We start from the raw sequence: 23,644 nt of genomic DNA on the forward strand, positions 1-23,644 counted from the left end.
CCAGAGCCCATTCCATATTCATCCCTTACTGATTTCCACCACATATCAGCTCTCTGAAAAGTTTCGAATATGTACTCTTCTCTTTCATCGCTTTTCGTTATTTTTTACAGTTTATCACATTTCACCTCTAAACAAACCAAAATTTTCTATTTTATATAGCAGGAATTTCCACTTCAATTGCCTAATATTATATAGGTTTGCAGAAATACTCGAAACAACTTTGGAGGTTTTTTCATGGTAAAATATATATCCATTTTAGGTTCAACAGGATCTATCGGCACATCTGCATTAGATGTCGTTTCAGCTCATCCCGAATATTTTAAAATCGTCGGTTTAACCGCAAATTATAATATCGAGCTTCTTGAGCAACAAATCAAAAGGTTTCAACCTCGCATTGTAAGCGTCGCGACAAAAGAATTAGCAGACACGCTTCGTACGCGTATTTCAACCAACGTAAAAATTACATACGGAACAGATGGCTTAATTACGGTAGCTACTCACCCTGATTCAAATCTTGTATTAAGTTCCGTCGTTGGTGTTTCAGGATTACTCCCAACAATTGAAGCATTAAAAGCGAAGAAAGATATTGCCATCGCTAATAAAGAAACGTTAGTTGCAGCTGGTCATATTGTAACTGAACTGGCCAAACAAAACGGATGTCGTTTAATTCCAGTCGATAGCGAACATTCAGCTATTTTCCAATGTTTAAACGGAGAAAATAATAAAGAAATTGACAAATTAATCGTTACAGCTTCTGGCGGTGCATTCCGTGATAAAACACGTGAAGAAATGAAAACTCTACAAGCAAAAGATGCTTTAAAGCACCCAAACTGGTTAATGGGGGCAAAATTAACGATTGATTCTGCCACATTAATGAATAAAGGATTCGAAGTAATGGAAGCAAGATGGCTATTTGATATTCCTTATGAAAAAATTGATGTAATGATTCATAAAGAAAGTATTATTCATTCTTTAGTAGAGTTTATTGATGGATCAGTTATAGCGCAGCTCGGTGCTCCTGATATGAGAATGCCGATTCAATATGCGTTTCACTACCCTACTCGGCTACCTTCTTCCTATGAAAAATTAAATTTATTAGAAATCGGTAGTTTACATTTTGAAAAACCAGATTTAGAGAAGTTCCCTTGTCTACAATACGCATATGAATGTGGCAAAATTGGTGGTACTACTCCTGCTGTATTAAACGCAGCAAATGAAATTGCGAATGCACTATTCTTAAAAAATGAAATTGCCTTTTTCGATATTGAAAAAACAATTTACAAAACAGTTGAAGCCCATCATAACGTAAAAAATCCTTCACTAGATGCTATATTAGAAGCGGATCAATGGGCACGCCAATATGCACATCAATTGTTAATAAAAAAGAGCTAAAACAGATAATACTGTTTTAGCTCTTTTTCCTACGTATTCAACTTAACAAATCGATAACCATGCGTTACCAACACCTTTAATATCGCATACCCTGGAATTGCTAAAATAATCCCCATAATTCCAAATAAATTTCCGGCAGTTAAAATAATAAAAATGATAGTAATCGGGTGAATATCTAGCTTTTTCCCCATGACTTGCGGAGAAATAAATTTACCTTCTGCTAATTGTACAACCATCATTACAATAATTACCTTTAAAACCATCCCCGGCGAATCAATAAACGCAATAATTAACGCTGGTGTAATTGCGATAATTGGTCCTACGTACGGAACGATATTTACAATCATCGCTAAAATAGCGAGTAGTACTGCATATTTAATACCGATAATAAGGTAACCAATTAATAGCATAATACCGATAAATAAGCTAACGATAATTTGTCCTCTAATATACGAGCTAATCGCATAATGCATATCGTCTAGTATTCTCATCGCTGCTGGTCGTCTTTGTTCTGAAATAAACTTTAAAAAGTGATTTGGTAATTGCTCACCATCTTTTAAAAGATAGAACAATATAAACGGAACCATTACAAACGTTAAAACGACCTCTGTAATAGTACTTAAAAATCCAGTTACATTTCCTGTTACTGATGATAAAGATTTCGTAAAATCAACTGTATAGTCCTTTACCATACTCGCTACATCAATATTTAAATTCTCCTGAATTTTTCCTAGTAAATTACTTTCCCCAAATCTACGTGCTGCTCGTTCAATTTCATGACCGAAATACGGTAAGTTATCTATTAATGCATCAATTTGATCTTTAATAATTGGAATAACCGTTAAAACTAAAAACACAAATAATCCAATTACGATTAAGTATATCGAGGCTATTGATACGATTCTTGAAACACCTTTCTTTTCTAAAAGCGAAACGAATGGATGCAAAATGTAAAATAGTACGCCCGCTAATAATACTGGGAAGAAAATTGTTTTTAAAAAGACGATAAACGGCGTAAAAACAAATGATATTTTTGTTAGTAATAAAATATTAATGAACAATAGTGCAAACCCAAGTAACACTGCTAAATAATTGTGTTCTCTAAAAAATTTTTTCAACTTATCTCGTTTTCTTAAACTTACTTTCTCCAATAAAACCACCTCTTCGAATGATGAAAAGCCCTTATATAGGGCTTTTTATCATAATATAACTCTTTATTTCCTTGCAGATTTCACTACAAATGATACAATAAGAACGAGAACAATTGATCCTAATAAAGCTGGTACAATATGAATACCACCTAGTGATGGACCCCAATCTCCAAATAATTTACCGCCTAACCAAGCTCCTAATAAACCAGCAATTATATTTCCAAACATGCCAGCAGGAAAGTCTTTACCTGTAATAGAACCTGCAATTGCACCTATAATAGCACCAACTATTAATGTGATAATCCACCCCATCTTTAGTCCTCCATTTCTATTATAGTGTAATTCAATTTAGCTACTAACTTATTGTGTAACTATGTAATTATTATATCCAAAAAAGAAAAATCTTGTCAAATCTATGAAAATACAGCCAACAAGGAGGTTTCTATTCTATGATTCAAAAATTAATAACAACTTCTCACAAAACTGCAACTTCTATTTTAAGCATTCAAATACCCGCTTATGAAATTGAGGCGAAATATATAAATAGTACAGCTATCCCTCGACTTTATGATACTGTAGCCGATATTCAATCTTGTGATGAAATTTTTTACGGCTATTTTTTTGAAGATACACTTGCTGGTTTTATTTCTTTTAAAATAGATGAAGAAGAAGTGGATATTCATCGTTTAGTAGTATCCCCTGATCATTTTCATAAAGGGATTGCAACAAAACTACTACTTTATGTATTTGACATGTTCTCCCCTTCCAAAACATATATTGTACAAACAGGGAAAGAAAATACACCTGCTTTGTCTTTATATAAAAAACATGGCTTTATCGAAGTACAAAATATCGTATTGCCTGATGGTGTGATTTTAACCTCGTTAAAAAAGACAGAAAACAATAAATAGTTTGACTAACCTGATTATTTGTGTTATCTTTTACTTTATAAAACCTTTTGCTGAGTCCAAAATTTGGAGCGGGGGAACCATTTTTGTAGCTATGCTACTTGGGGCGAATCTTATTTAAGTAGGGAAACTCTCACTTCCCGAGTCCGACAGCTAACCTCGTAAGCGTAATGGGAGAGGAAGGTGCTTTTTGCCTATGTTACACATTTTGCCTCCTTAATTATAAATATGGGATCGATACCAAATAGACACCTATATTTATAGAAAAGGAGACATGCGCTATGTTACGTTTATCTGATCACGCAATCAAAATGATGGAGCAAAGACTTCGACTCGAACAACATCGCACATACCAAGCAAATAAAATTGTAGATAACTTACATCACAAATACTTCTTTCAACATATTTTTCAACCGAAGAGATAAGTACTAACCTTTAATAAAATACAGCGTACGCTTTTTTCAGTGTACGCTGTATTTTTCATTTTCTCGCCTTAATAATAAAAGTAGTCGGCACCATTCTAGCTTTATATAAAGAATAATATTTCGTAGACGGCTCAGCTAGTTCTTCATCAAACAAGCTCGATGGTTCAGGCTCTTCTATTCTCTCAATTGTAAATCCTGCTCTATTTAACTCATTTATGTACGTACTTATTTTTCTCTTATATAATGTCGCTTGTACATCCTCCCCCTTAAATGTTTCAAACGTAATAGGAGTTTCTTCATGATAAGACGAGCTGAAAGCAATCTCCTCTGTTCCATACATTAAGTTTGAATATACGGGATGCTCCCAGCTAAAAATAAAGCTTCCTCCTGGCTTTACATATGAATATATTAGTTCCAACGTTTTTCTTAAATCTGAAGTCCAACCTAATGCATAAATGGAATATACAATATCAAAATACCCTTTCGGAATATCCACTTCCTCTTCCATTGCTCCACATATTAACTTCGGATTCCACGACTGTAACGTTTTATGTGCCGTTTCAATTTGTGTGCTCGAAAGATCAAGTCCCCACAATTCTTCTGCGCCATGTTCCGCCATATATTGCAACGAATGCCCACTTCCACATCCAATATCAAGAACCTTTTTATTTCTAATTGAATCGAACAAATGAATCTCCTCTTCAGATGCTGTATACGGACCATATTTCGGCAAACAATCTACTTGAAAGAAATAAGGTGCAACTGTATCCCAACACTTTTTATTTAATGCTATCATTTGTGTACCTTTCATATGCTACATTCCCCCATCCATTTTTCTTCCCCTAATAGTAATTACACATTATAACCCGTTCTTCCTTTTCTCTTCGCGCGGTAATTTTTCACTTTTGCAATTGTACCGCATGCTCTGCCTCCTTCTTCACCAGCATACATACCGCACCATCTTTTGCTTCCATTTCGCGAATGATCGTAAAATACCCAACGGCAATCTGGACATGCTTTTAACCTTCCCCACAAATTTTCTTGAATCGAGATAAACACAATGCTTAATATTTTTGTATACACATTCTCTTCGTATACTGGTTCATATGTAATACCTTTCATATCTTCCTTTATATGTACATGAAATGGGTATTTCTCTAACCATTTTTGCAATGATCCTTCACCTTCAATTGCCGCCCGAATATCTTCTCGAAAACTTTTTAATTCCTCTATCGTATGAAATAGAAGCTCTTCATGAAAAGATTCTTTCATAAATTTCTTTATATCCTCTTCTGTTTGCAGCAAATCAATTGGCTCTCTCGTATCGTTTGGTATTCTCCATGTATTTAAAAATTCTCGAATATACTCTAATTCGTTTGGTGCGTTTTGACTCAACTCTATTCACCTTCTTCTTAAAATTTACTTTTTTCTGACTTTATGTATAATTATAATATAAAATAGTTAACCACTAAAGAAATTTACTGGTTACAATATTAGGAGGAGTTCTATGAAAAGTTTCTCAACACCGATACGTTTCATGCTTATTTCTTCATTTTTTATGTCTTTTGGTTATTTTGCAGTATACGCATTTTTAGCTATTTATCTATTAACCTTTCTCCATTTTTCAGCTTTTCAAGTAGGAACAGTGTTGACGGTTATAATAATTACATCACGAGTTATCCCTTTATTCTCAGGATTAATTGCTGACAAAATAGGCTATATCATTATGATGATAGCCGGATTATTTTTGAGAGGAATCGGATTTATCGCTTTAGGAATATGCTCTGATTTCTATACAATTTCTATTTCTTCTGCACTTATTGGCTTCGGAACTGCATTTTACGAACCTGCCGCTCGCGCTATATTTGGCTCACAGCCAGCTCATTTGAGAAAAAATTTATTTACATATTTAAACCTTAGCTTTAATTGCGGTGCAATAATCGGACCAATTGCAGGAGGGTTTTTACTCTTACTCGATCCAATCTATGCTTTCTCTCTAACAGGATCTCTTATGCTGATATTTGCTTTAATCTTTTACTTACTTAAAAATCACTTCCAAGTCACTACTGAAAACACGTCTATTACATTAGGAATACAGGCCATCTTACAAAACAAGTCTTTTCTTCTGTTTTCCTTTATCATGATCTTCTTCTATATTATGTTTACTCAGCTTACTGTCGCACTTCCACTTCATATGAAAAACATTAGTAATAGCAATCAACTTGCTACACTCGTTATTACGATAAATGCAATAACAGGCGTCATATTTATGGTATTATTCCGAAAATTATTCCACAAATACAACACACTTTCGATTATTAAATACGGTGTTTTATTAATGAGTATTTCCTTTTTACTCATTCCTTTATTTCAACACCCATATTGGCTCTTTATTTGTGTAATTTTATTTACAATCGGTGAAACACTCGTATTACCTAACGCTGATATCGCTATTGCAAATTACAGTAATGAATCATATACAGCCACTTTCTTTGGATTTTATCAACTATCACTCGCATTTGGTTTTATCATCGGTAATTATACTGGTACATCTTTTACATCCAAGTTAAGCGGAGTGTATACACCATGGCTTATTTTTGGCGGAATAGGACTTATTGGTTTTATTTCATTACATATTTTAAATACGAAAAAGGATTTCCTAAAGAAGATATATGACTACTGTAAAAATACTAATTTACAGCAATAAGTAAACTTTCAATCTCCTTTAAATTGGATATACAGCCTGCATCATTTTACATATTATGGTATAATCAAAAAGAATGCTCACTAAACGTTTACATAAAACACTAGCAATCTAACAATGCCAAAATCAGAAATCACATAGAATCGGAGGAATGTTATGAAAAGGAAATTACTTGTTCTTCTATTCACCGGAATCATACTATCAGGATGTTCAACTATAGCAGAAAATTCTTTAGAAACCGGAAACGCCAGTATGGAACTATTAACACCAACGATTACAACAAAAGATAATGAATTAGAAATTAAGACTGAAGGTATTGATGAAAATAAAGTGACTTTTATTTATGTTGCTAATAAAAAAGTGTTGGAACAAAAGCTAAAGAATGGTGAATCTTACAAGCTTAACATTAAAGATATCGAACACGCTCATCGGACAGACTACAAACCAAAAGTTCAACTTTTGCAAACGAAAGATAATAATGATGATGGAGAAATAGTCACCTTCAAACAAGTTAGATATACAGTTAAAAACTAATTTTAAAGTTGTTTCATTATAAATGTAATGAACGAAAATATACTTTTAACAGTAGATACATGTAAGGGGTGCTAACATGAAAAAACGATGGATTTCTTGGTGGATTGGTAACCTATTTTGGATTATCGTTTTTGGAATATGGGCAGCTATTATTTGGCTACGAGATGTTGATGGTGCTGGTGTCATTCAAACACCCGAAATTAAATCCATATCACTTATCGTTATATTAATCGCGTTTATCATACCTGTATTTTTTCAAGTTATATGGCTAATCATTAATTTGAGGATGAGTAAAAAAAATAATTATACGATTTAGTTTTTCAATTAACAATAAAAAAGAGAGGAATCTATTTTAATGTAGATTCCTCTCTTTTACATATGGGAACTTTTAAAACGGCACTACTCCCTTTTCTTTACGACGCATGATGATCTTTCTTCTTCATTAACGCTCTTTTCTTCATCGCCTTCGTTAAATATCCGCCTTTAAATGAACGAATTTCATAAGAAGACATAAACGCTTTCGGTGCAATTTCATTAATGATTTCTAATAGTTCTTTTTCTCTAGAACGTTTTGCAACGATATCTAAGCGATAACGTATCGAATTAATACCTTCACCTTCAAATACTGTAACGCCAAATCCAGAGTGACGTAACTCATCTACTAATTCATTACAACGGTCTAGTAAACTAACTTGATACGTAATATAACCAATTGCTAATTTATTCTCTATATAACCGCCTAATAACAGTCCCGCACTAAAGCCAATGACATAGGCAACGATGTTCATCCAATTTGATAAATCTTGAAACACAATACCTAAACTGACAATGTAAATAGCTCCTTCTAACAATCCAACAGCAGCAGCGGATCTTGTTTGATTCTTTACAAGCAAAATCGTACGGATTGTTAAAATGGGAACGTAAATAATTTGAAGCACAAAAATAAGTAGCGCTTGTAACATTGGTATCCACCTCTTTCAAAAAGTCTTTTGTCATGATAACATACATAACCTTTAGAAATCGATGGGTTTTTAAATTTTTTTTTATTATTTTTCATACTATTGAAAAACGCAAAAAAGAAGCGTATTATATTTGTCGTTAATTTAATTACTTGTATCATATCGCTAAACTAAAAAAGGAACCCCATTAGGTCCCTCTCATCATAGCTCTATGTTTTTCGAAGCATGTTCCCTTTTCTTCTCTTCTTCTTTCACTACCTGCATATTTGCATAAGCTAAATTCGCAATCATTAAAAAGTGACCACCTAAAATGCCTGTACCAAATGCCCACATTTCCATTTCATGCTCAATTTCATACATGATAATAGCTCCTAAAATGGCCGCTGCAAATCGGTTTAAAACTCCTAACCCTGGAGCCTTTTCCTTCATTACAATACTTTTCCCAAGTTTCTCCACTCTGCGAGCTAATAACCAAAGGCAATATGCACTTACAGCTAATCCGATCCCAAACCCTGTTACTTGTTTTCCAAACGGAGTAATCGTCCACATAAGTAGTAAACCACTAAAGATCACATACAATTGTAATCGATATACACGTAAGGCTACTTGAATCAAAATATCCGCTCCTAATTTCTCATTTTTTATACTTTAGAAGAAAAGCAGCAACTTACACAGTTGCTGCTTTCTCTTCTTCTTGTTCTTGTTCCATCTTACGAATTTCAACACGTTTAATTTGGTAAGCGTCTTTTTCTAACACTTTAAATTCATAACCTTCCGCCTCAACGTGTTGTCCTTCTTCGATTTCATGATTTTGCATCATAATCCATCCACCGATTGTATCCACATCATCTTCTTCAATGTGTAATCCAAATAAATCTTTCACTTCTGAGATAAGCACTTTTCCATCAACAATGATATGTTGCTCGTTCACATGTTGAATTGGTGGTGCTTCATCTTCATCATATTCGTCACGAATTTCGCCGACGATTTCCTCCAAAATGTCCTCAAGCGTTACAATTCCAGCTGTTCCTCCGTACTCATCATATAAAACAGCCATCGGAATTCGCTTCTTCTGCATTTGAAGTAATAAATCGTGAATTGGAGTCGTTTCCATCACTTCAATAATCGGACGCATATACGAGCGAATGGATGATAAATCTTTTTGATCCTCGGTCATATATCGAATAAAGAAATCTTTTACGTTGACCATACCGATAATATCATCTTTATCTTCTCCAAAAATCGGATAACGTGTGTATCGCTCATTTTGGATTACTTTCATGTGTTCTTCTACTGAATCTTCCAGGTAGAAACCAACGATTTCTGTTCGCGGTACCATAATTTCTTTTGCAATACGATTATCAAATTCAAAAATGTTATTTACATACTTGTATTCAGCTTGATTAATTTCGCCACTTTCATAGCTATCTGAAAGGATAAGGCGTAATTCTTCCTCTGTATGAGCTACTTCATGTTCTGAAGCTGGTTTTAAACCGAATAAGCCAGTTACAACACGAGCTGAACCGTTCAATACCCAAATAAATGGATACATTACTTTATAGAACATCATTAATGGACCTGCCAATAATAACGTTACCTTTTCAGCCTTTTGAATTGCCATCGTTTTCGGAGCTAATTCTCCTACTACAACGTGTAAATACGTCATAATCATAAAAGCAAGACCAAATGTTAATACTGATGAAATAGAAGGGTTTAAGTTCCATTTCTCAAATAACGGGTGTAATAACTTTTCAATTGTCGGTTCACCTAACCAACCTAATCCCATAGCTGTAACTGTAATACCTAATTGACAAGCAGATAAATATTCATCTAAATTTGTTGTTACTTTTTTCGCTGCTAAAGCACCGCGTTTTCCTTCTGCAACAAGCTGATCAATACGACTTGAACGTACTTTTACAATCGCAAACTCAGCTGCTACGAAAAATCCAGTAAATGCGATTAAAATCGCAACCATGACTAAATTAAATATTTCCAATGAATCCCCTTAGTTAAAAAACTAAGGTGTCCACCTCCTGTATACTATAATGTTTTCTTATTTCTTTCTTAGAAAACATAGCCCGATACAAAAATTAAAGAGGTCGGATTTCACTTGTTCTATAATAATAGAGCAAGTGTCTGTATTAAAGCTGTCGTTTGACCAGATAAAGATTTCGATATTTTTTCACGTTGTGAATCAGTCAATCCATCTAAAAGCGGCTTTAATTCCGTTAGCTCTACTTCTAATCGATGAATATGGTCTGTCACTTCATTCACTTGTTTCGAAACGTGTTCATTGATACCGAGCAGCTTCTTCTTCTCCTCGATTTTCTCTTTAATCTCACAAAGCGGCATATGCATTTCTTTGCACTTCTCAATAAATTGTAATGTCTCAAATGCTGTTTCGTCGTAATAGCGATAATTAGATTGAGATCGCTCCGCTTTTAAGATACCTAGATTCGTATAATAATCAATCGTTCGTTTCGACACGTGAGCCATGAGAGCCAACTGTCCGATTCGATACACCTTCCCAACGATCTTCCCCCCTTGTTTATATTACTAACATCATACAATACATAAACTGTACAGTCAAACGTGACGGTTTATTATTCATAATTTATACACAATTCCACTTACCATTTTATCATTTTGTAAATTAACAATACATTACTTAATTCTTATAATCGAATTACATTTCCCATACTACATTACTATGAAAATATCATCATAGAATCGCATATTCCTTTCAACCTTTTTTAATACAAAACATATGATAATAATATTTAATTAAAATTATTATTCATGCTATTGGAGGAGATTGAAATTACTAAAACTATTATCTCTCACTTTTATAACGAGGAGTATTTATTACCATGGTGGCTTATGCATCATACAAAAATATTTGATCACGGTATATTAATTAATAGAGGTTCTACAGATCGTTCCGTTGAAATTTGTAAATTATTTGCTCCCCACTGGGAAGTACGAGATTCAAGATTCCTTGAATTCGATCCCACTAATACTGATATTGAGGTAATGGAAATTGAAAGAGAAGTTTCAGGTTGGAAGATGGTATTAAATACTACAGAATTTCTTTGCTGTAACAATGTAGAAGAATTTTTCTCATCACTTCATACGTTAGATCAAAATATGTATGCGATTAGAATGATTGTCATGATTGATAAGCATGATTACAATTATTCAAAACTAAGATATTCCATTCCTTTAGTAGAACAACGATATCATGGGCTTTTTCCTTATAACCCAGAAATCGGCTGTGCCTGGAGATTTATACACAACCATCTTGATGGTGCATATTTACCAGGCAGACATTTTACGCGGCATCAACATGTCGTTTATAACTCCCCTTCATTCATTGTTAAATTTTACTTTAGTCCTTGGAACGAACATACAAAGGCAAGAAAATTACAAATTACACCCACCCTTTCAAAAAAGGGCGTTCGAATGGGACTTCAAACACATTATGGTCAGTCCCCTGAGCAACTCGAAACTCGATTTTTAGAGCTTAGTAGCATAACCCAAGATCTTCGTAACCACCCTGAATATCAACAATTATTCCCTAAATTTAAACCTTAATATTTCTCACACCATCATTTTCCACACATTTTTACGCACTTAGTCAAAAACAAAACCATTTGCATACAATATGAATACTGTATATATTATAAATTTTTATTTTAGGAGGAAAAAATGAAAGCTGTTATTCTTGCTGGTGGATACGGGACAAGGATTGGGGAAGAAACACATTTAAAACCGAAACCTATGATTGAAATTGGAACAAAACCTATTCTATGGCACATTATGAGTTTGTATAATCATTACGGTATTACTGAATTTATTATTTGCTTAGGCTATAAAGGATATGCAATTAAAGAGTTCTTTCTAAATTACAACTTACACATGTCAGATTTCACGATACATTTAAGCGATAATACAATTACTAGCCATTCTCAACGTGTAGAACCGTGGAAAGTTACACTAATCGATACTGGTGTAAATACCGAAACGGGAGGACGAGTGAAAAGAATTCAAAATTTTGTTGGAGACGAACCTTTCTGCCTCACTTATGGTGATGGATTAAGCAACGTAAATATAAAAGAACTTATTGCATTTCATAAAAAACATGGAAAAATGGCAACTGTTACCGCCGTACAACCTCCTGGTAGATTCGGTTCTCTCATATTAAATAAACAGTCTGTAACATCTTTTCAAGAGAAGCCACTCGGGGATGGCGGATGGGTTAACGGTGGATTTTTCGTTTTAAACCCTGAAGTTTTCAATTACATTAGTGGAGATAAGTCTGTTTTTGAAACAGACACTTTAGTTCAGTTAGTAAACAAAAACGAACTATCAGCATATCAACATACTGGTTTTTGGCATCCGATGGATACATTGCGCGATAAAAATAAATTAGTCGAGCTATGGGAAAGTAATAACGCTCCGTGGAAGGTTTGGTAATATGGCTTCTTCATCTTTTTGGAATAAGAAAAAAGTATTTATTACGGGACATACTGGATTTAAAGGCTCTTGGCTCACCCTTTTCTTAACTTCTTTAGGTGCAGAAGTAGTTGGCTTATCTTCTCATCCCCCATCGATTCCTAATCTTTTTGAACAATGTAACGTAGCAAAAGAGTGCATAACAATTAAAGGCGACATTACAGATTACGATTCTTTATTACACGCCCTAAAACATCATAACCCTGACATACTATTTCATTTAGCTGCCCAGCCAATCGTCACCACTTCATACAAAGATCCTATCGAAACATTTAAAACGAATGTTTTAGGCACTGTTCACGTATTGGAAGCTGCAAAACATACAGAAAGTATACGTGGCATCATTAATGTTACAAGTGATAAATGTTATGAAAATGACGGGAGCGGTAACCGGGCATTCGTGGAAATTGACCGGCTAGGAGGTATCGACCCTTATAGTGCTAGTAAAGCTTGCGCTGAAATAGTGGCAACATCCTATCAAAAATCATTCTTCCACACTAATACTCAGAAACTCGCCTCAGTAAGAGCAGGTAACGTCATCGGTGGTGGGGATTGGGCAGAAGACCGATTATTCCCAGATGTCATTCGTGCATATTTACAAGATGGTACATTAACGATTAGAAACAAAAAGGCTATTCGCCCGTGGCAACACGTATTAGATCCTTTACACGGCTATATCCTTTTAGCTGAAAAACTTTGGACAGACGCTGCATATGCAGAAGCATGGAATTTCGGCCCGTTGAACGAACCTAACAGAACCGTTCATGATGTCATTCAATCTGTAATAAAATTATGGAATAAACAACTAACGATCACTTCCCCCTCTACAAACACTCCTTATGAATCGCCTGTTTTAACACTCGATAGTACAAAAGCAGTAACTAAACTCGGCTGGACTCCTAAGTTATCAACAGATAAGGCTATCACTTGGACTGTTGATTGGTACAAAAAATATGCATCTGGTGAAAATATCGAATCTTTCACGCGACAACAAATCGATGCATTCAAAAATTTATAAGGGGGCTATAAAATGGAACAGAAAAAATGCCGTTTTTGCCACTCATTACTCAGCAACACTTTTTTAGATTTAGGTGTTTCTCCTCTCGCTAACTCATTTGTTTCTCCAGAAAACGCATATAAAATGGAACCATTTTATCCATTGCACACATTTGTTTGTCACTCTTGTTTACTCGTACAATTAGATGAATTTGAATCTCCGCACAATATTTTTCATGACTATTTATACTTTAGCTCTTACTCATCAAGCTGGCTACTGCATGCTAAACAATATGTAGAAATGGCGATTAAGCGTTTCTATTTAAAGAAAGACTCCAAGGTGGTTGAAATCGCGAGTAACGATGGGTACTTATTACAATACTTTCAAAAAGAAAATATCGAAACATTGGGAATTGAACCTGCAAAAAATGTAGCAGAAATCGCTATCCAAAAAGGAATTCCTACTGAAGTGAATTTTTTCAGCAACGACTTAGCAAAAAAATTACCACAAGCTGATTTAATCATCGCTAATAACGTATTAGCACACGTTCCAAACTTGCATGATTTTGTCGCCGGTTTAAAAACGTTATTAAAACAAGATGGCACGATAACAATTGAATTCCCTCACTTACTAAACCTCATATCCTTTAAACAGTTTGATACGATATACCATGAGCACTTCTCCTATTTCTCACTTATAAGCCTGCAAAAAGTTTTATCTCACCATCATTTACAAATTGTCGATGTAGAAGAACTTGCAACGCACGGTGGTTCCTTACGTATTTTTGTAAAACATCATAGCGACGAATCAACTATCCATTCTAGTGTTACAAAATTAATCCAAAAAGAAGTGGATCACGGGCTAAATACATTAGATTGTTATCTCCTTTTTTCTAAACGCATCGAACAATTGAAAATAAATATTTTACAGTTTTTTATCGAAGCGAAAGCTTTAAACAAACAAATTATCGGTTACGGTGCGCCAGCTAAAGGAAACACCCTTTTAAATTATTGCGGGATAGGAAAAGAATTTCTAGCTTATACAGTAGATAAAAACCCTCATAAACAAAATCTTCTTCTACCAGGAACCCGCATTCCAATAAAATCTCCAGAAGAAATAAAACGTACAAAACCTGATTACATTCTTATACTTCCTTGGAATTTAAAAGACGAGATTATGAAAGAATGCTCTTTCATTCGTGAGTGGGGCGGCAAATTTTTAGTAACAATACCAGAAGTTGAGGTAATTGAGCCATGAAAAAAATCCTTGTAACAGGCGGTAGCGGATGGATTGGTAAATATGTTGTACATTCTCTTATTCAAAAGGGCTATGAAGTGCACGCCACTTACAATACAAATAAGCCTTCCCATCTTTCTTGCCATTGGCATAAAGTCAACTTACTTTGCGATGAAGAAGTAAAAAAACTCATTTACGACATGAAGCCTAGTCATCTCATTCATTTAGCTTGGGAAGCAGTGCCGCCAGCGTGTTATGTATCTATCAATAATTACTATTGGCTTACGTCTAGTATCTCATTGATTCAACACTTCACAACATGCGGCGGAAAGCGAGTCGTCGTTGCCGGGACTGGCGCAGAGTATGAATGGTTTAACGGTGTATTATTTGAAGATTCACCGCTTCTTTCTTATAAAACCCCGTATTCATTATGTAAAAATGCACTACACTCCTGGCTCCAAACGTACGCTGAGCAATCAGGCCTCAGCATGTGTTGGGGCCGCATTTTTCATATGTATGGCCCTCACGAACAAGGGAATCGACTCGTTTCTAACATCATCACTTCTTTATTAAAAAACGAGGAAGCACTATGTACACATGGAAAACAATCAAGAGATTTCCTCCATGTGAGCGACGTCGCTGATGCTCTCATAACAGTATTAGAACATGGCGTTACAGACACAATCAATATCGCTTCGGGTCAATCTGTACAAATTAAAGAATTAGCATCTATCATTGGGAAAAAGATAGGAAAAGAACATCTAATTAAACTAGGTGCAATACCTTTCTCTAAAGATGAACCTTTATTTGTCGGCGTTAATGTAGAACGTTTAAAAACTGAAGTAAACTGGAAACCGACATACGATCTAAATACAGGAATCGAAGCAACAATTTCATGGTGGGAATCATTTATACAAAAACATAACGGTACGCATCACTAAAACGTAAATCCTTCGTTCCTCTTGCTAATTCCTTATACCATTCTTCTAATCTTTCCGGCGTAATAATATGGTGTGTACCCATCCCCCCATGCTTACTAGCTTCAGAAAGAGTCGGACCAATTTGTAACTTTCTCTTTCTCATCGCATCGTTCCACGGACTAAATCCAAACCATAATATACAAGCAAGAGGGGGATAAATCATAGATTCATGCGCGGATAAATGTCTTCCAACTGTATAACTTCCGTGTTCATGATTATGAATAAATCTACCTCTTCTCCACAACGGCCAATCTTCTGGTAAATAACCATGAAATCGCTGTTTCATTAAAGGGAGTCCAAAGTTAAGGTCCGGATAACTGTAGTTAGGATCATCAACCATAATAAGCCCTTCTAGCCAATACATCCTCCCTCCCAATTCATTTAGTGATTTCCAAAACTGATTTTTATCTTGCACACAAAGAAACTCAGTCGTATTTAAAATCATTTTCCATCCTTGTATTTCTTGTTCTACCCTCATCACTTCATGATCCGTCGCATATGCATCAAACTCTGGATTTACAGAATCTCGCACTTCCCAATGCGGTGCGAATTTCTTACAAATCTCCACCGAACGATCTGTTGAGCCTTTATTAATTAAAATACCATGATCAAACAGTTTCGTATGATGAGCAAGCCACCACGGTAATAAATACTCTTCGTTATAAAAATGAGAAATAACGGTTGTAGTTATAATAATCTCCTCTTTCTCTATTAATCTATTTTTCATCCTACAACCAATATACTCATAAACTAAAAATATGTTTCCTATATTAATAACCAAATCGTATTACTAATATTTTTGTAAGTTTTCCTTTGGTACCCAGCCATCCTCACCACCTGTTTTTTCACACCAAACCCATCCATTCAATTCTTCTAACCCAATCAATCTTTCTCCAATACTTACATTTAATTCTTTGGCAGTATATTGTTTCGTAATGATTCCTACATCAGTTATATTTTTCATTATAATTTGCTCCGGAACCCACCCTTTCCGGTCATATTTCTCTTCGTGACAAAACATCCAGTTTTCCCAATTTTCAGGACCATCGTAACTCTCTATCATTTTCACTACATCCCCCTCTTCTAAGCGAATTGGATCAGGATAATTGCTAACATGTGATTTTATAACGATATATTTCATAACAACCTCCAATAATCAGAAAATTAAGTTATAATATCATTATAACTTAAGAAGGAGGAATACACATGTACTACAACACTTCATTCGAAAACGATCAACCTGTAGGCCGTCTATAAACTAAGACGGGCATTCATATAACACGTGCACTATGCCTCGTCTTAGGGAACTCATCATACCCTAAAAATAGACGGAGGTACTTTACATGAAACAAACCATTTTAGGAGCTATATGTTTATCACTAGCAGCTAGTATATGGGGCGGTATGTATGTTGTTAGCAAATATGTACTCGACTTTATCCCACCACTCACACTCGTTTGGCTACGCTTTATCATTGCTTTTGTTGTTTTGTATATGATTTTAAAAATTACTGAGAAAAAGCAAAAGAAAACAGTAACCATTCGTAAAAAAGATTGGCTATTATTCGCTTGGATTGGATTTATCGGATATTTCATTTCGATCACTTGTCAATTTATCGGAACAAAATTATCCGACGCTCATACAGGATCTTTAGTAACATCAGCTACACCTGCATTTATGGTTATATTTGCAGCGATCATTTTAAAAGAAAAACTAACCGCTCGTAGATTACTATCTACCATCATAGCGACAATCGGTGTCATTATCGTAATCGGATGGGATATTGAAATTGGCTCCTATTTTATCGGTACAATCATATTAGTCGAGGCAGCTATTACGTGGGCTTTACTATCTATTTATGTAAAAATTGCTTCAGCTCGATTTTCATCTTTAGTGATTACAACGTACGCTATTTTCTTTTCACTCTTTTTTATTACACCTTTTATGATATGGGAATTTCAATCAAACTCTATTGAACATATGAACCTATATGTAGTATTAGGCGTACTTTATTTAGGAATCATCTCAACGGCAGGTGCCTTTTTCCTTTGGAATAAAGGATTAGAATTAATGGACGCTAGCATCGGTTCGTTATTTTTCTTCTTCCAACCTATCGTCGGTTCGTTGCTCGGTTGGTTCTTATTAAATGAGACATTAAATAGTAACTTTTTTATTGGTGGTATTCTTATTATATGTAGCGTTTTCATTACTACTTTTGAAAGGAAATGAAAAACAGGCAGAGATTAAATATCTCTGCCTGCCTTTTTACACTCTTTACGCACCCCAATGCGATGGCCGGGACAACAATTTCGGTAATTTCGTATGTTTGTCCCCTCTCGCCGCATTAACTTGAACTTGCGTCAGAAAAATACTATTTGTAAAATCAGTCCCGCGAATATCTGCATCTCGTAAATCTGCTCCAATGAGATCCGCCCCTCGTAAGTTTGCACCATTTAAGTTTGCCGCAATTAAATATGCTCCTCTTAAATTCGCCCCTTGTAAATTTTTCTTTTTCAGGTTTGCTCCCATAAGATCTGCGCCGCGGTGTATGATTCGTTTCCTACGCGCAGTATTCATTTCTTTCCATACTAGTTCGCTCGTTTCTAAAAGTAAAATATTCACTTCTGCACGATGTAATGGGATATTTACTTTCATTAACTCGTCCGCATTTAAATTCGAAAGTCGCTCCGTCTCTTCAATTGCTTTACTTAATTCTTTATGGATCGATTGTGTCGCCTTTAATAAAATAGCCTCATTTAAATACCAAAGCATTTCATGGAGCTGATGCATAACTGGAAAAGCATCATACATTTTTCTCGCATGCTTAGCATCTTTCCGCCAATCAATCCCGTTAAATGTAACTTGAGAAATCTTCTGTCCAGCGCCGAAACACTCAAATACTGTACAACCTTTATAACCTTTTCCACGAAGATTTTTATGTATGCTGCATTTAAAATCTGATTGTAAATTGGAACATGGTTTACCACCATCTTTATTCACTGCAAAATCTACTGACGCTGCGAACGGTAACGCCACACAACATAAACCGAAGCATTTTTCGCAGTTTGCTTTTAAATGATCGTTATGATTAGTCAAAATGTATACCCCCTGTTGTCTTTTGACTATTTCATAATATTCTAACTGCATGAAATAATCAATTTAAAAATAAACGAGCGCCTTTCATTTCAAATCACAACTTTATCATTCTATTTCCTTTCAATTGAAAAGGACTAACTCTGCTCATTGAATTATAATTAAATTATAAATATTCAAACTAAAAGGAGAGTTACTATGGCACTACAAATGAAAACAAACTGTCAAATTTGCGATCAATCGCTAGAACAAGATTCTGAAGCATACATTTGCGTATATGAATGTACATTTTGTGCACCATGTACAGAAGAAAGACATAACGTTTGTCCAAACTGCGGCGGCGAGTTAGTACGTAGACCGAAAAAGAAACAGTAAAAAGCAAAGCGATATCGCTTTGCTTTTTTTTAGGCATATGAAATTATATCAACGATTTTTCAAATATATCGAACACAAATTCAAATATATCAACGATTTTTTTAATATATCGACGTTTCGACAAAGGATATCGACTTACCGACAAATAACGACACCTCTGCATGCATTCAGCTTCAACACAACTTAAACATTTAAAAACTTAACACAAACAGGCTCCGGCACAACAACATCAGATTGTAAAAGTGTTAACTTCCCTGTCGTTTCATTTCTTGAAAATAATACAAGATTATGCGACTTTTCATTTGAAGCAATAAGGAACTTTTCAGTAGGATCTAATACAAAGTCTCTTGGCCAATTTCCTTCTGTAGATGTGTGTTCCACAAATGTAAGCTCACCTGAGTTTTGATCCACACTGAAAACAGCGATACTATTATGACCACGATTGCCTGCATATACAAACTGGCCGTCAGAAGAAATATGAATCGCACTTCCTTGATTATTTTCATCAAACGCGGCAGGAATAGTAGAAATATACTGTACTTCTGTAAAAGCTCCTTCTGCCGGATTATATGTTAACACAATAACCTCTGAACTAAGCTCCGTCATCACATACGCATACTTTCCATTCGGATGAAAAGTAATATGTCTCGGACCACTTCCTGGATTTACAGCCAAGCTATTCACTTCTTTTAATACACTATCTTTTATTTCATACGTAATTATTTTATCTATCCCTAAATCAACACCTACCACATATTTTTCATCAGGCGTATATCCTGCGTAATGCGCATGTGGTTTCTCTTGGTTTTCCTTATTCAGACCTGAACCTTTATGCGTTATAATAGAGGTCGCAGGATTTACAGATCCATCTTCTTCATTTACTGCGAAAGACTCAATCGTTCCTTTATGATAATTTGCTGTAACTACCGTGTGAGTCCCACTATCAACACTCACATGACAAGGAGAAGCCCCTTCTACCACTTGTCTATTTTTCTCCTTTAGCTCTCCAGTTTTACTATCAATCAAATGAGCAGCTACACCACCAGATTCTCCTTCCTTAACAACGGAATAGAGATATTCATTATTTCGGTTAATCGTTACATATGTAGGATTATCCAACTTGGCCGCAAGTGTTACATTACTAATTTTCTTTGCTTCCGTGTCTAAAATAAACTTATATATTCCTTCACTTTTTTCTTTCGTGTAAGTTCCAACATATCCAATAAACTCTTTATTATCCTTCATTTTCATAACCCTCTCTCCCTATATTTTTCATTCATCTTACTTCCTATAATATTTTATGTTGAAAGAGTATCCTAAAAAATTAGAGTACCTCTTTATACGTTACCATATTTTCTTGTTAAATAGCTTTTAAACCCACTTTTTTTGGTACGCTGCTATACTTTCATATTCTTCTTCCAATTGACGAGACAGACGAATATAGATTGGTGTTAAATCTTTATACTTTTCTACACTTTCCATGTTTGGTTCATGGTGGAAATTCGCCCCTACCATTTCAGAAACTACATGCAACGTATCTACTTCACCTAAACTATATAAACCGAGGATTGCTGCTCCTAAGCAAGAGCTTTCAAAACTTTCCGGAACATATACGTCTTGATGGAAAATATCTGCCATCATCTGTCTCCAAAGTTCCGATCTTGCAAAACCACCTGTCGCTTGAATTTTTTTCGGTTCACCAATGAGTTCTTTTAAAGCGAGAAGAACGGTGTATAAATTATAAATTACTCCTTCTAAAACAGCACGGATAAGATGTTCTTTCTTATGATGCAATCCAAGTCCGAAGAAAGATCCTCGTGCATTTGCATTCCATAAAGGAGCTCTTTCTCCTGCTAAATACGGATGAAATAATAAACCGTCGGACCCCGGACTCACTTTTGCTGCTATTTCAGTAAGCACTTCATATGGATCTTTTCCTAAACGCTTCGCAAGCTCAATCTCTGAAGTACCTAATTGATCACGAGCCCATCTGAAAATCATACCACCGTTATTAACCGGTCCACCAATTACCCAATGGTCTTCAGTTAAGGCGTAACAAAAAATTCTACCTTTTGGATCTGTTACAGGACGATTTGTTACAGCACGTATCGCACCGCTTGTACCAATTGTCACAGCAACAACGCCAGGATCTATTGCATTTACACCTAAATTGGATAGGACTCCATCACTCGCTCCTACTACAAATGGAGTAGAAACAAGTACATTCATTTCTTTGGCAAGCTCTTCATCTAATCCTGTTAAGCTGTGCGTCGTTGGAACAAGTTTAGAAAGCTTATCATCTGTAATGCCCGCTACACGTAAAGCCTCTTCATCCCATTTTAAAGATTTCAAATTGAACATTCCTGTCGCTGATGCTATAGAATAATCAATTACATACTCCTTATATAACTTATAAAAAACATACTCTTTAATAGAAATAAATTTATAAGTTTTTGCGAACAATTCTGCCTGCTCATTTTGTAGCCAAACTAATTTCGAAAGTGGTGACATCGGATGAATTGGTGTCCCAGTCCGTAAATAAATTTCATGACCATTCATATCATTCTTTATTTTCTCTGCCCAGCTTGCACTTCTATTATCTGCCCAAGTAATACATCTCGTTAACGGCTTTCCCTTCTCATCTACAGCAATGATACTATGCATTGCCGAACTAAAAGAAACACAAAGAATATCATGCGGCTGTACACTACTTGACTGTACAGTTTCTTTAATCGTATGTATTACTGCACGAAAAATTTCTTCTGGGTCTTGTTCTGCTGTTTCCGGCGTAGGAGAATATAAAGGATATTCAATTCCATGACTTGCAATAACAGATCCATCCGTAGAAAATAGAACTGATTTTGTACTAGTTGTCCCAATGTCTACACCAATCATATATTTTGAACTCACCATTTCTTCCTCCTAACAAAAAATTACTACAGTATCCCACTATAAAAACATCTTTATTTTAAACAAACATATCGAGTAGTAAAACTCCTCCAAAAGCGATAAATGAAAGTAATGTTTCTAATACTGTCCATGTTTTAAATGTTTCTTTCACTGTTAAACCTAGGTATTCTTTTACCATCCAGAACCCAGCATCGTTTACGTGAGAAAACATTAATGCTCCTGCACCCGTTGCAATGACGAGTAATTCTAAATTCACACCTGTCGTATTTTCAACGATTGGCGAAACGATACCCGCTGCTGTTGTTAAGGCGACTGTCGCTGACCCTGTCGCAATTCGAATTAATCCAGCTACCATAAATGCTAATACAATTGGAGATAGTGCTAAATGCTCAGACATTTGAGCAATAGCATTCCCTACACCACTATCGATAAGAATTTGCTTAAATCCCCCGCCGGCACCAATAATCGCAACGATTGAACCGATTGGTAATAAGCTATCTTCTGTTACCTTCTTAATAGCCTTTTTATCGATACCTTGACGAAATCCAAGAAAATAAAATGCTGCAAAACATGCAATCAAAAGTGCAATGATAGGACTACCGATTAAGGTGACCATCTTCATCAAAGTAGTAGAAAGCGGAACATAAGGAGCTGCTGCCGCTAACACCATTAACATTACAGGTAACAATATAACTAAAAACGAAACTCCTATTCCTGGTAATTTCGTTGATTTTGTATTTACACGAATCAATTCTGGCTCATTTTCAGGAATTACACGTTTGTGAATCCATTTAGCGAATATAGGACCTGCAATAATCGCTGCAAAAAATGTAATAATGAGTGAATACAATAATACCTTCCCAAGATTCGCTTTATAAATACCTATTGCAACGATTGCCCCTGGATGCGGAGGAACAAGGCCGTGTACGACAGATAACCCAGCAATTGCTGGTAATGCTATCAATAAAATATTTTGTTTCGTTGTTTTATGAATAGAAATTACTAACGGCAATAATATTAAAATGCCTACTTCAAAAAATACTGGAATTCCAATAATAAAACCTGCAATTAACATCGCCCATGGTAAGTTTTTTATTCCGAAGGATTTAATAAAGAACTCTGCCACCTGCATTCCAGCACCTGACTCTGCCATCATTTTCCCTAAAATTGTACCTAATACTAAAATACCTACTAAATGCCCAAGAACACTTCCGACTCCCGTTTCATAAGCACTCACTATTTTATCCATTGGCATTCCAGACATAATTGCTAAAAATAAACTTGCAATCGTTAAACTAATAAACGCGTGCCATCTCCACCACGATACCCCTAAAATAACAATTACAATTGATAATAATGTAATCATTAAAAGGTACATATTCATACGCAATTCCACCCCTTTATGTAAACCCTTTCAAAAATGATATACAATGAAAAGAACCTATATAGTTCTTTTTTGAGTAAAA

Annotated in this window: 27 protein-coding genes, 1 riboswitch and 1 other annotated feature (1 of these 29 running past the window's edge); of the genes, 13 read left to right on the forward strand and 14 right to left on the reverse strand. The window is 35.1% G+C overall.

What is annotated here, in order from left to right; genetic code table 11:
• Positions 1–97, reverse strand: a binding site (T-box leader); it reaches 109 nt to the left of the window's first position.
• 137 nt (positions 98–234) lie between these two features.
• Complete coding sequence (locus ACTT1L_RS03325; RefSeq protein WP_442821795.1) at positions 235–1,392, forward strand: 1-deoxy-D-xylulose-5-phosphate reductoisomerase; 1,158 nt, start codon at positions 235–237, stop codon at positions 1,390–1,392.
• Between the two features lie 29 nt (positions 1,393–1,421).
• Here the strand turns inward: ACTT1L_RS03325 and ACTT1L_RS03330 are convergent, their stop codons facing one another.
• A complete protein-coding gene (locus tag ACTT1L_RS03330; protein ID WP_000416969.1) occupies positions 1,422–2,543 on the reverse strand; it encodes an AI-2E family transporter in 1,122 nt (373 codons plus the stop codon).
• 63 nt (positions 2,544–2,606) lie between these two features.
• Positions 2,607–2,855 (reverse strand): GlsB/YeaQ/YmgE family stress response membrane protein, encoded by a 249-nt coding sequence (locus ACTT1L_RS03335; RefSeq protein WP_000539718.1) that lies wholly within the window; start codon positions 2,853–2,855, stop codon positions 2,607–2,609.
• Between the two features lie 137 nt (positions 2,856–2,992).
• Here ACTT1L_RS03335 and ACTT1L_RS03340 point away from each other — a divergent pair, with 137 nt between their 5' ends.
• Positions 2,993–3,454, forward strand: a complete 462-nt coding sequence (locus ACTT1L_RS03340; RefSeq protein ID WP_061131012.1) for a GNAT family N-acetyltransferase — start codon at positions 2,993–2,995, stop codon at positions 3,452–3,454.
• A gap of 38 nt (positions 3,455–3,492) precedes the next feature.
• A riboswitch (cyclic di-AMP (ydaO/yuaA leader) is annotated at positions 3,493–3,635 on the forward strand.
• Positions 3,636–3,732: 97 nt separating this feature from the next.
• A complete protein-coding gene (locus tag ACTT1L_RS03345; RefSeq protein ID WP_000945244.1) occupies positions 3,733–3,876 on the forward strand; it encodes a hypothetical protein in 144 nt (47 codons plus the stop codon).
• A 55-nt stretch (positions 3,877–3,931) separates the two neighbouring features.
• Here the strand turns inward: ACTT1L_RS03345 and ACTT1L_RS03350 are convergent, their stop codons facing one another.
• Both ACTT1L_RS03350 and ACTT1L_RS03355 read right to left on the reverse strand, forming a co-directional pair.
• The gene (locus ACTT1L_RS03350) at positions 3,932–4,687 is read right to left on the reverse strand and encodes a class I SAM-dependent methyltransferase (RefSeq protein WP_076867575.1); all 756 of its coding nucleotides are present in this window, start codon (positions 4,685–4,687) and stop codon (positions 3,932–3,934) included.
• Positions 4,688–4,728: 41 nt separating this feature from the next.
• The gene (locus tag ACTT1L_RS03355; RefSeq protein ID WP_000081062.1) at positions 4,729–5,271 is read right to left on the reverse strand and encodes a CGNR zinc finger domain-containing protein; all 543 of its coding nucleotides are present in this window, start codon (positions 5,269–5,271) and stop codon (positions 4,729–4,731) included.
• 112 nt (positions 5,272–5,383) lie between these two features.
• Here ACTT1L_RS03355 and ACTT1L_RS03360 point away from each other — a divergent pair, with 112 nt between their 5' ends.
• The 3 genes from ACTT1L_RS03360 (at position 5,384) to ACTT1L_RS03370 (ending at position 7,430) form a co-directional block, all read left to right on the forward strand.
• Positions 5,384–6,583, forward strand: coding sequence for an MDR family MFS transporter (locus tag ACTT1L_RS03360; RefSeq protein WP_442821796.1), 1,200 nt, complete (start codon positions 5,384–5,386; stop codon positions 6,581–6,583).
• A gap of 153 nt (positions 6,584–6,736) precedes the next feature.
• Positions 6,737–7,114: a hypothetical protein gene (locus ACTT1L_RS03365; RefSeq protein ID WP_000823782.1), complete on the forward strand. Its 378-nt coding sequence runs from the start codon at positions 6,737–6,739 to the stop codon at positions 7,112–7,114.
• 76 nt (positions 7,115–7,190) lie between these two features.
• Positions 7,191–7,430 carry a DUF3923 family protein gene (locus ACTT1L_RS03370; protein WP_000747691.1) on the forward strand — a complete coding sequence of 80 codons (240 nt, stop codon included), beginning with the start codon at positions 7,191–7,193 and terminating at the stop codon, positions 7,428–7,430.
• 97 nt (positions 7,431–7,527) lie between these two features.
• Here ACTT1L_RS03370 and ACTT1L_RS03375 read toward each other — a convergent pair whose 3' ends face one another.
• From ACTT1L_RS03375 to ACTT1L_RS03390, 4 genes are all read right to left on the reverse strand, one after another.
• Positions 7,528–8,076 carry a DUF2179 domain-containing protein gene (locus ACTT1L_RS03375; protein ID WP_000938434.1) on the reverse strand — a complete coding sequence of 183 codons (549 nt, stop codon included), beginning with the start codon at positions 8,074–8,076 and terminating at the stop codon, positions 7,528–7,530.
• Positions 8,077–8,274: 198 nt separating this feature from the next.
• Entirely contained in the window at positions 8,275–8,688 is a 414-nt protein-coding gene (locus tag ACTT1L_RS03380) for an ATP synthase subunit I (protein ID WP_000616837.1), read from the reverse strand.
• 52 nt (positions 8,689–8,740) lie between these two features.
• Positions 8,741–10,069 carry a hemolysin family protein gene (locus ACTT1L_RS03385; protein WP_000402268.1) on the reverse strand — a complete coding sequence of 443 codons (1,329 nt, stop codon included), beginning with the start codon at positions 10,067–10,069 and terminating at the stop codon, positions 8,741–8,743.
• A gap of 119 nt (positions 10,070–10,188) precedes the next feature.
• Positions 10,189–10,596 (reverse strand): MerR family transcriptional regulator, encoded by a 408-nt coding sequence (locus ACTT1L_RS03390; protein WP_000285640.1) that lies wholly within the window; start codon positions 10,594–10,596, stop codon positions 10,189–10,191.
• A gap of 276 nt (positions 10,597–10,872) precedes the next feature.
• Between ACTT1L_RS03390 and ACTT1L_RS03395 the strand changes: the two genes are divergently transcribed.
• From ACTT1L_RS03395 to ACTT1L_RS03415, 5 genes are all read left to right on the forward strand, one after another.
• Positions 10,873–11,667: a glycosyltransferase family 2 protein gene (locus tag ACTT1L_RS03395; protein ID WP_442821797.1), complete on the forward strand. Its 795-nt coding sequence runs from the start codon at positions 10,873–10,875 to the stop codon at positions 11,665–11,667.
• Positions 11,668–11,781: 114 nt separating this feature from the next.
• Positions 11,782–12,549, forward strand: coding sequence for a glucose-1-phosphate cytidylyltransferase (rfbF, locus tag ACTT1L_RS03400; protein WP_071743301.1), 768 nt, complete (start codon positions 11,782–11,784; stop codon positions 12,547–12,549).
• A gap of 1 nt (position 12,550) precedes the next feature.
• The gene (rfbG, locus tag ACTT1L_RS03405; RefSeq protein ID WP_061131015.1) at positions 12,551–13,606 is read left to right on the forward strand and encodes a CDP-glucose 4,6-dehydratase; all 1,056 of its coding nucleotides are present in this window, start codon (positions 12,551–12,553) and stop codon (positions 13,604–13,606) included.
• A gap of 12 nt (positions 13,607–13,618) precedes the next feature.
• Positions 13,619–14,842: a class I SAM-dependent methyltransferase gene (locus tag ACTT1L_RS03410; RefSeq protein WP_071743302.1), complete on the forward strand. Its 1,224-nt coding sequence runs from the start codon at positions 13,619–13,621 to the stop codon at positions 14,840–14,842.
• The gene (locus ACTT1L_RS03415; RefSeq protein WP_071743304.1) at positions 14,839–15,762 is read left to right on the forward strand and encodes an NAD-dependent epimerase/dehydratase family protein; all 924 of its coding nucleotides are present in this window, start codon (positions 14,839–14,841) and stop codon (positions 15,760–15,762) included. The genes ACTT1L_RS03410 and ACTT1L_RS03415 overlap by 4 nt, the downstream gene beginning before the upstream one ends.
• Here ACTT1L_RS03415 and ACTT1L_RS03420 read toward each other — a convergent pair.
• Both ACTT1L_RS03420 and ACTT1L_RS03425 read right to left on the reverse strand, forming a co-directional pair.
• Positions 15,731–16,528 (reverse strand): glycosyltransferase family 2 protein, encoded by a 798-nt coding sequence (locus tag ACTT1L_RS03420; RefSeq protein ID WP_000797328.1) that lies wholly within the window; start codon positions 16,526–16,528, stop codon positions 15,731–15,733. The two genes, ACTT1L_RS03415 and ACTT1L_RS03420, sit on opposite strands and share 32 nt — an antisense overlap.
• A 63-nt stretch (positions 16,529–16,591) precedes the next feature.
• Complete coding sequence (locus tag ACTT1L_RS03425) at positions 16,592–16,942, reverse strand: SH3 domain-containing protein (protein WP_000875277.1); 351 nt, start codon at positions 16,940–16,942, stop codon at positions 16,592–16,594.
• Between the two features lie 202 nt (positions 16,943–17,144).
• Here ACTT1L_RS03425 and ACTT1L_RS03430 point away from each other — a divergent pair, with 202 nt between their 5' ends.
• Positions 17,145–18,029 (forward strand): DMT family transporter, encoded by an 885-nt coding sequence (locus ACTT1L_RS03430; protein WP_071743305.1) that lies wholly within the window; start codon positions 17,145–17,147, stop codon positions 18,027–18,029.
• Between the two features lie 45 nt (positions 18,030–18,074).
• Here ACTT1L_RS03430 and ACTT1L_RS03435 read toward each other — a convergent pair whose 3' ends face one another.
• Complete coding sequence (locus ACTT1L_RS03435; RefSeq protein WP_071743306.1) at positions 18,075–18,896, reverse strand: pentapeptide repeat-containing protein; 822 nt, start codon at positions 18,894–18,896, stop codon at positions 18,075–18,077.
• A 195-nt stretch (positions 18,897–19,091) separates the two neighbouring features.
• Here ACTT1L_RS03435 and ACTT1L_RS03440 point away from each other — a divergent pair, with 195 nt between their 5' ends.
• Positions 19,092–19,268 carry a DUF1272 domain-containing protein gene (locus ACTT1L_RS03440; RefSeq protein WP_001207874.1) on the forward strand — a complete coding sequence of 59 codons (177 nt, stop codon included), beginning with the start codon at positions 19,092–19,094 and terminating at the stop codon, positions 19,266–19,268.
• Between the two features lie 183 nt (positions 19,269–19,451).
• On the opposite strand, the gene ACTT1L_RS03445 is transcribed toward ACTT1L_RS03440, so the two are convergent.
• The 3 genes from ACTT1L_RS03445 to gntP form a co-directional block, all read right to left on the reverse strand.
• Positions 19,452–20,513 carry a lactonase family protein gene (locus tag ACTT1L_RS03445; RefSeq protein ID WP_428839392.1) on the reverse strand — a complete coding sequence of 354 codons (1,062 nt, stop codon included), beginning with the start codon at positions 20,511–20,513 and terminating at the stop codon, positions 19,452–19,454.
• 126 nt (positions 20,514–20,639) lie between these two features.
• The gene (gene gntK, locus ACTT1L_RS03450; protein ID WP_000254936.1) at positions 20,640–22,181 is read right to left on the reverse strand and encodes a gluconokinase; all 1,542 of its coding nucleotides are present in this window, start codon (positions 22,179–22,181) and stop codon (positions 20,640–20,642) included.
• Between the two features lie 55 nt (positions 22,182–22,236).
• A complete protein-coding gene (gene gntP / locus ACTT1L_RS03455; protein WP_001057620.1) occupies positions 22,237–23,562 on the reverse strand; it encodes a gluconate permease GntP in 1,326 nt (441 codons plus the stop codon).
• Positions 23,563–23,644: the final 82 nt, after the last annotated feature.

This window comes from Bacillus sp. FH (genome assembly GCF_052216825.1).
GTDB classification, from domain to species: Bacteria; Bacillota; Bacilli; order Bacillales; family Bacillaceae_G; genus Bacillus_A; species Bacillus_A paranthracis.

Excerpts from the sequence above, each read along its gene's own strand:
- ACTT1L_RS03325 (WP_442821795.1), top strand. The coding sequence starts at position 235 with ATGGTAAAATATATATCCATTTTAGGTTCAACAGGATCTATCGGCACA.
- ACTT1L_RS03335 (WP_000539718.1), bottom strand. The coding sequence starts at position 2,855 with ATGGGGTGGATTATCACATTAATAGTTGGTGCTATTATAGGTGCAATT.
- ACTT1L_RS03340 (WP_061131012.1), top strand. The coding sequence starts at position 2,993 with ATGATTCAAAAATTAATAACAACTTCTCACAAAACTGCAACTTCTATT.
- ACTT1L_RS03345 (WP_000945244.1), top strand. The coding sequence starts at position 3,733 with ATGTTACGTTTATCTGATCACGCAATCAAAATGATGGAGCAAAGACTT.
- ACTT1L_RS03350 (WP_076867575.1), bottom strand. The coding sequence starts at position 4,687 with ATGAAAGGTACACAAATGATAGCATTAAATAAAAAGTGTTGGGATACA.
- ACTT1L_RS03360 (WP_442821796.1), top strand. The coding sequence starts at position 5,384 with ATGAAAAGTTTCTCAACACCGATACGTTTCATGCTTATTTCTTCATTT.
- ACTT1L_RS03365 (WP_000823782.1), top strand. The coding sequence starts at position 6,737 with ATGAAAAGGAAATTACTTGTTCTTCTATTCACCGGAATCATACTATCA.
- ACTT1L_RS03370 (WP_000747691.1), top strand. The coding sequence starts at position 7,191 with ATGAAAAAACGATGGATTTCTTGGTGGATTGGTAACCTATTTTGGATT.
- ACTT1L_RS03375 (WP_000938434.1), bottom strand. The coding sequence starts at position 8,076 with ATGTTACAAGCGCTACTTATTTTTGTGCTTCAAATTATTTACGTTCCC.
- ACTT1L_RS03395 (WP_442821797.1), top strand. The coding sequence starts at position 10,873 with ATGCTATTGGAGGAGATTGAAATTACTAAAACTATTATCTCTCACTTT.
- rfbF (WP_071743301.1), top strand. The coding sequence starts at position 11,782 with ATGAAAGCTGTTATTCTTGCTGGTGGATACGGGACAAGGATTGGGGAA.
- rfbG (WP_061131015.1), top strand. The coding sequence starts at position 12,551 with ATGGCTTCTTCATCTTTTTGGAATAAGAAAAAAGTATTTATTACGGGA.
- ACTT1L_RS03410 (WP_071743302.1), top strand. The coding sequence starts at position 13,619 with ATGGAACAGAAAAAATGCCGTTTTTGCCACTCATTACTCAGCAACACT.
- ACTT1L_RS03415 (WP_071743304.1), top strand. The coding sequence starts at position 14,839 with ATGAAAAAAATCCTTGTAACAGGCGGTAGCGGATGGATTGGTAAATAT.
- ACTT1L_RS03420 (WP_000797328.1), bottom strand. The coding sequence starts at position 16,528 with ATGAAAAATAGATTAATAGAGAAAGAGGAGATTATTATAACTACAACC.
- ACTT1L_RS03425 (WP_000875277.1), bottom strand. The coding sequence starts at position 16,942 with ATGAAATATATCGTTATAAAATCACATGTTAGCAATTATCCTGATCCA.
- ACTT1L_RS03430 (WP_071743305.1), top strand. The coding sequence starts at position 17,145 with ATGAAACAAACCATTTTAGGAGCTATATGTTTATCACTAGCAGCTAGT.
- ACTT1L_RS03440 (WP_001207874.1), top strand. The coding sequence starts at position 19,092 with ATGGCACTACAAATGAAAACAAACTGTCAAATTTGCGATCAATCGCTA.
- ACTT1L_RS03445 (WP_428839392.1), bottom strand. The coding sequence starts at position 20,513 with ATGAAGGATAATAAAGAGTTTATTGGATATGTTGGAACTTACACGAAA.
- gntK (WP_000254936.1), bottom strand. The coding sequence starts at position 22,181 with ATGGTGAGTTCAAAATATATGATTGGTGTAGACATTGGGACAACTAGT.
- gntP (WP_001057620.1), bottom strand. The coding sequence starts at position 23,562 with ATGAATATGTACCTTTTAATGATTACATTATTATCAATTGTAATTGTT.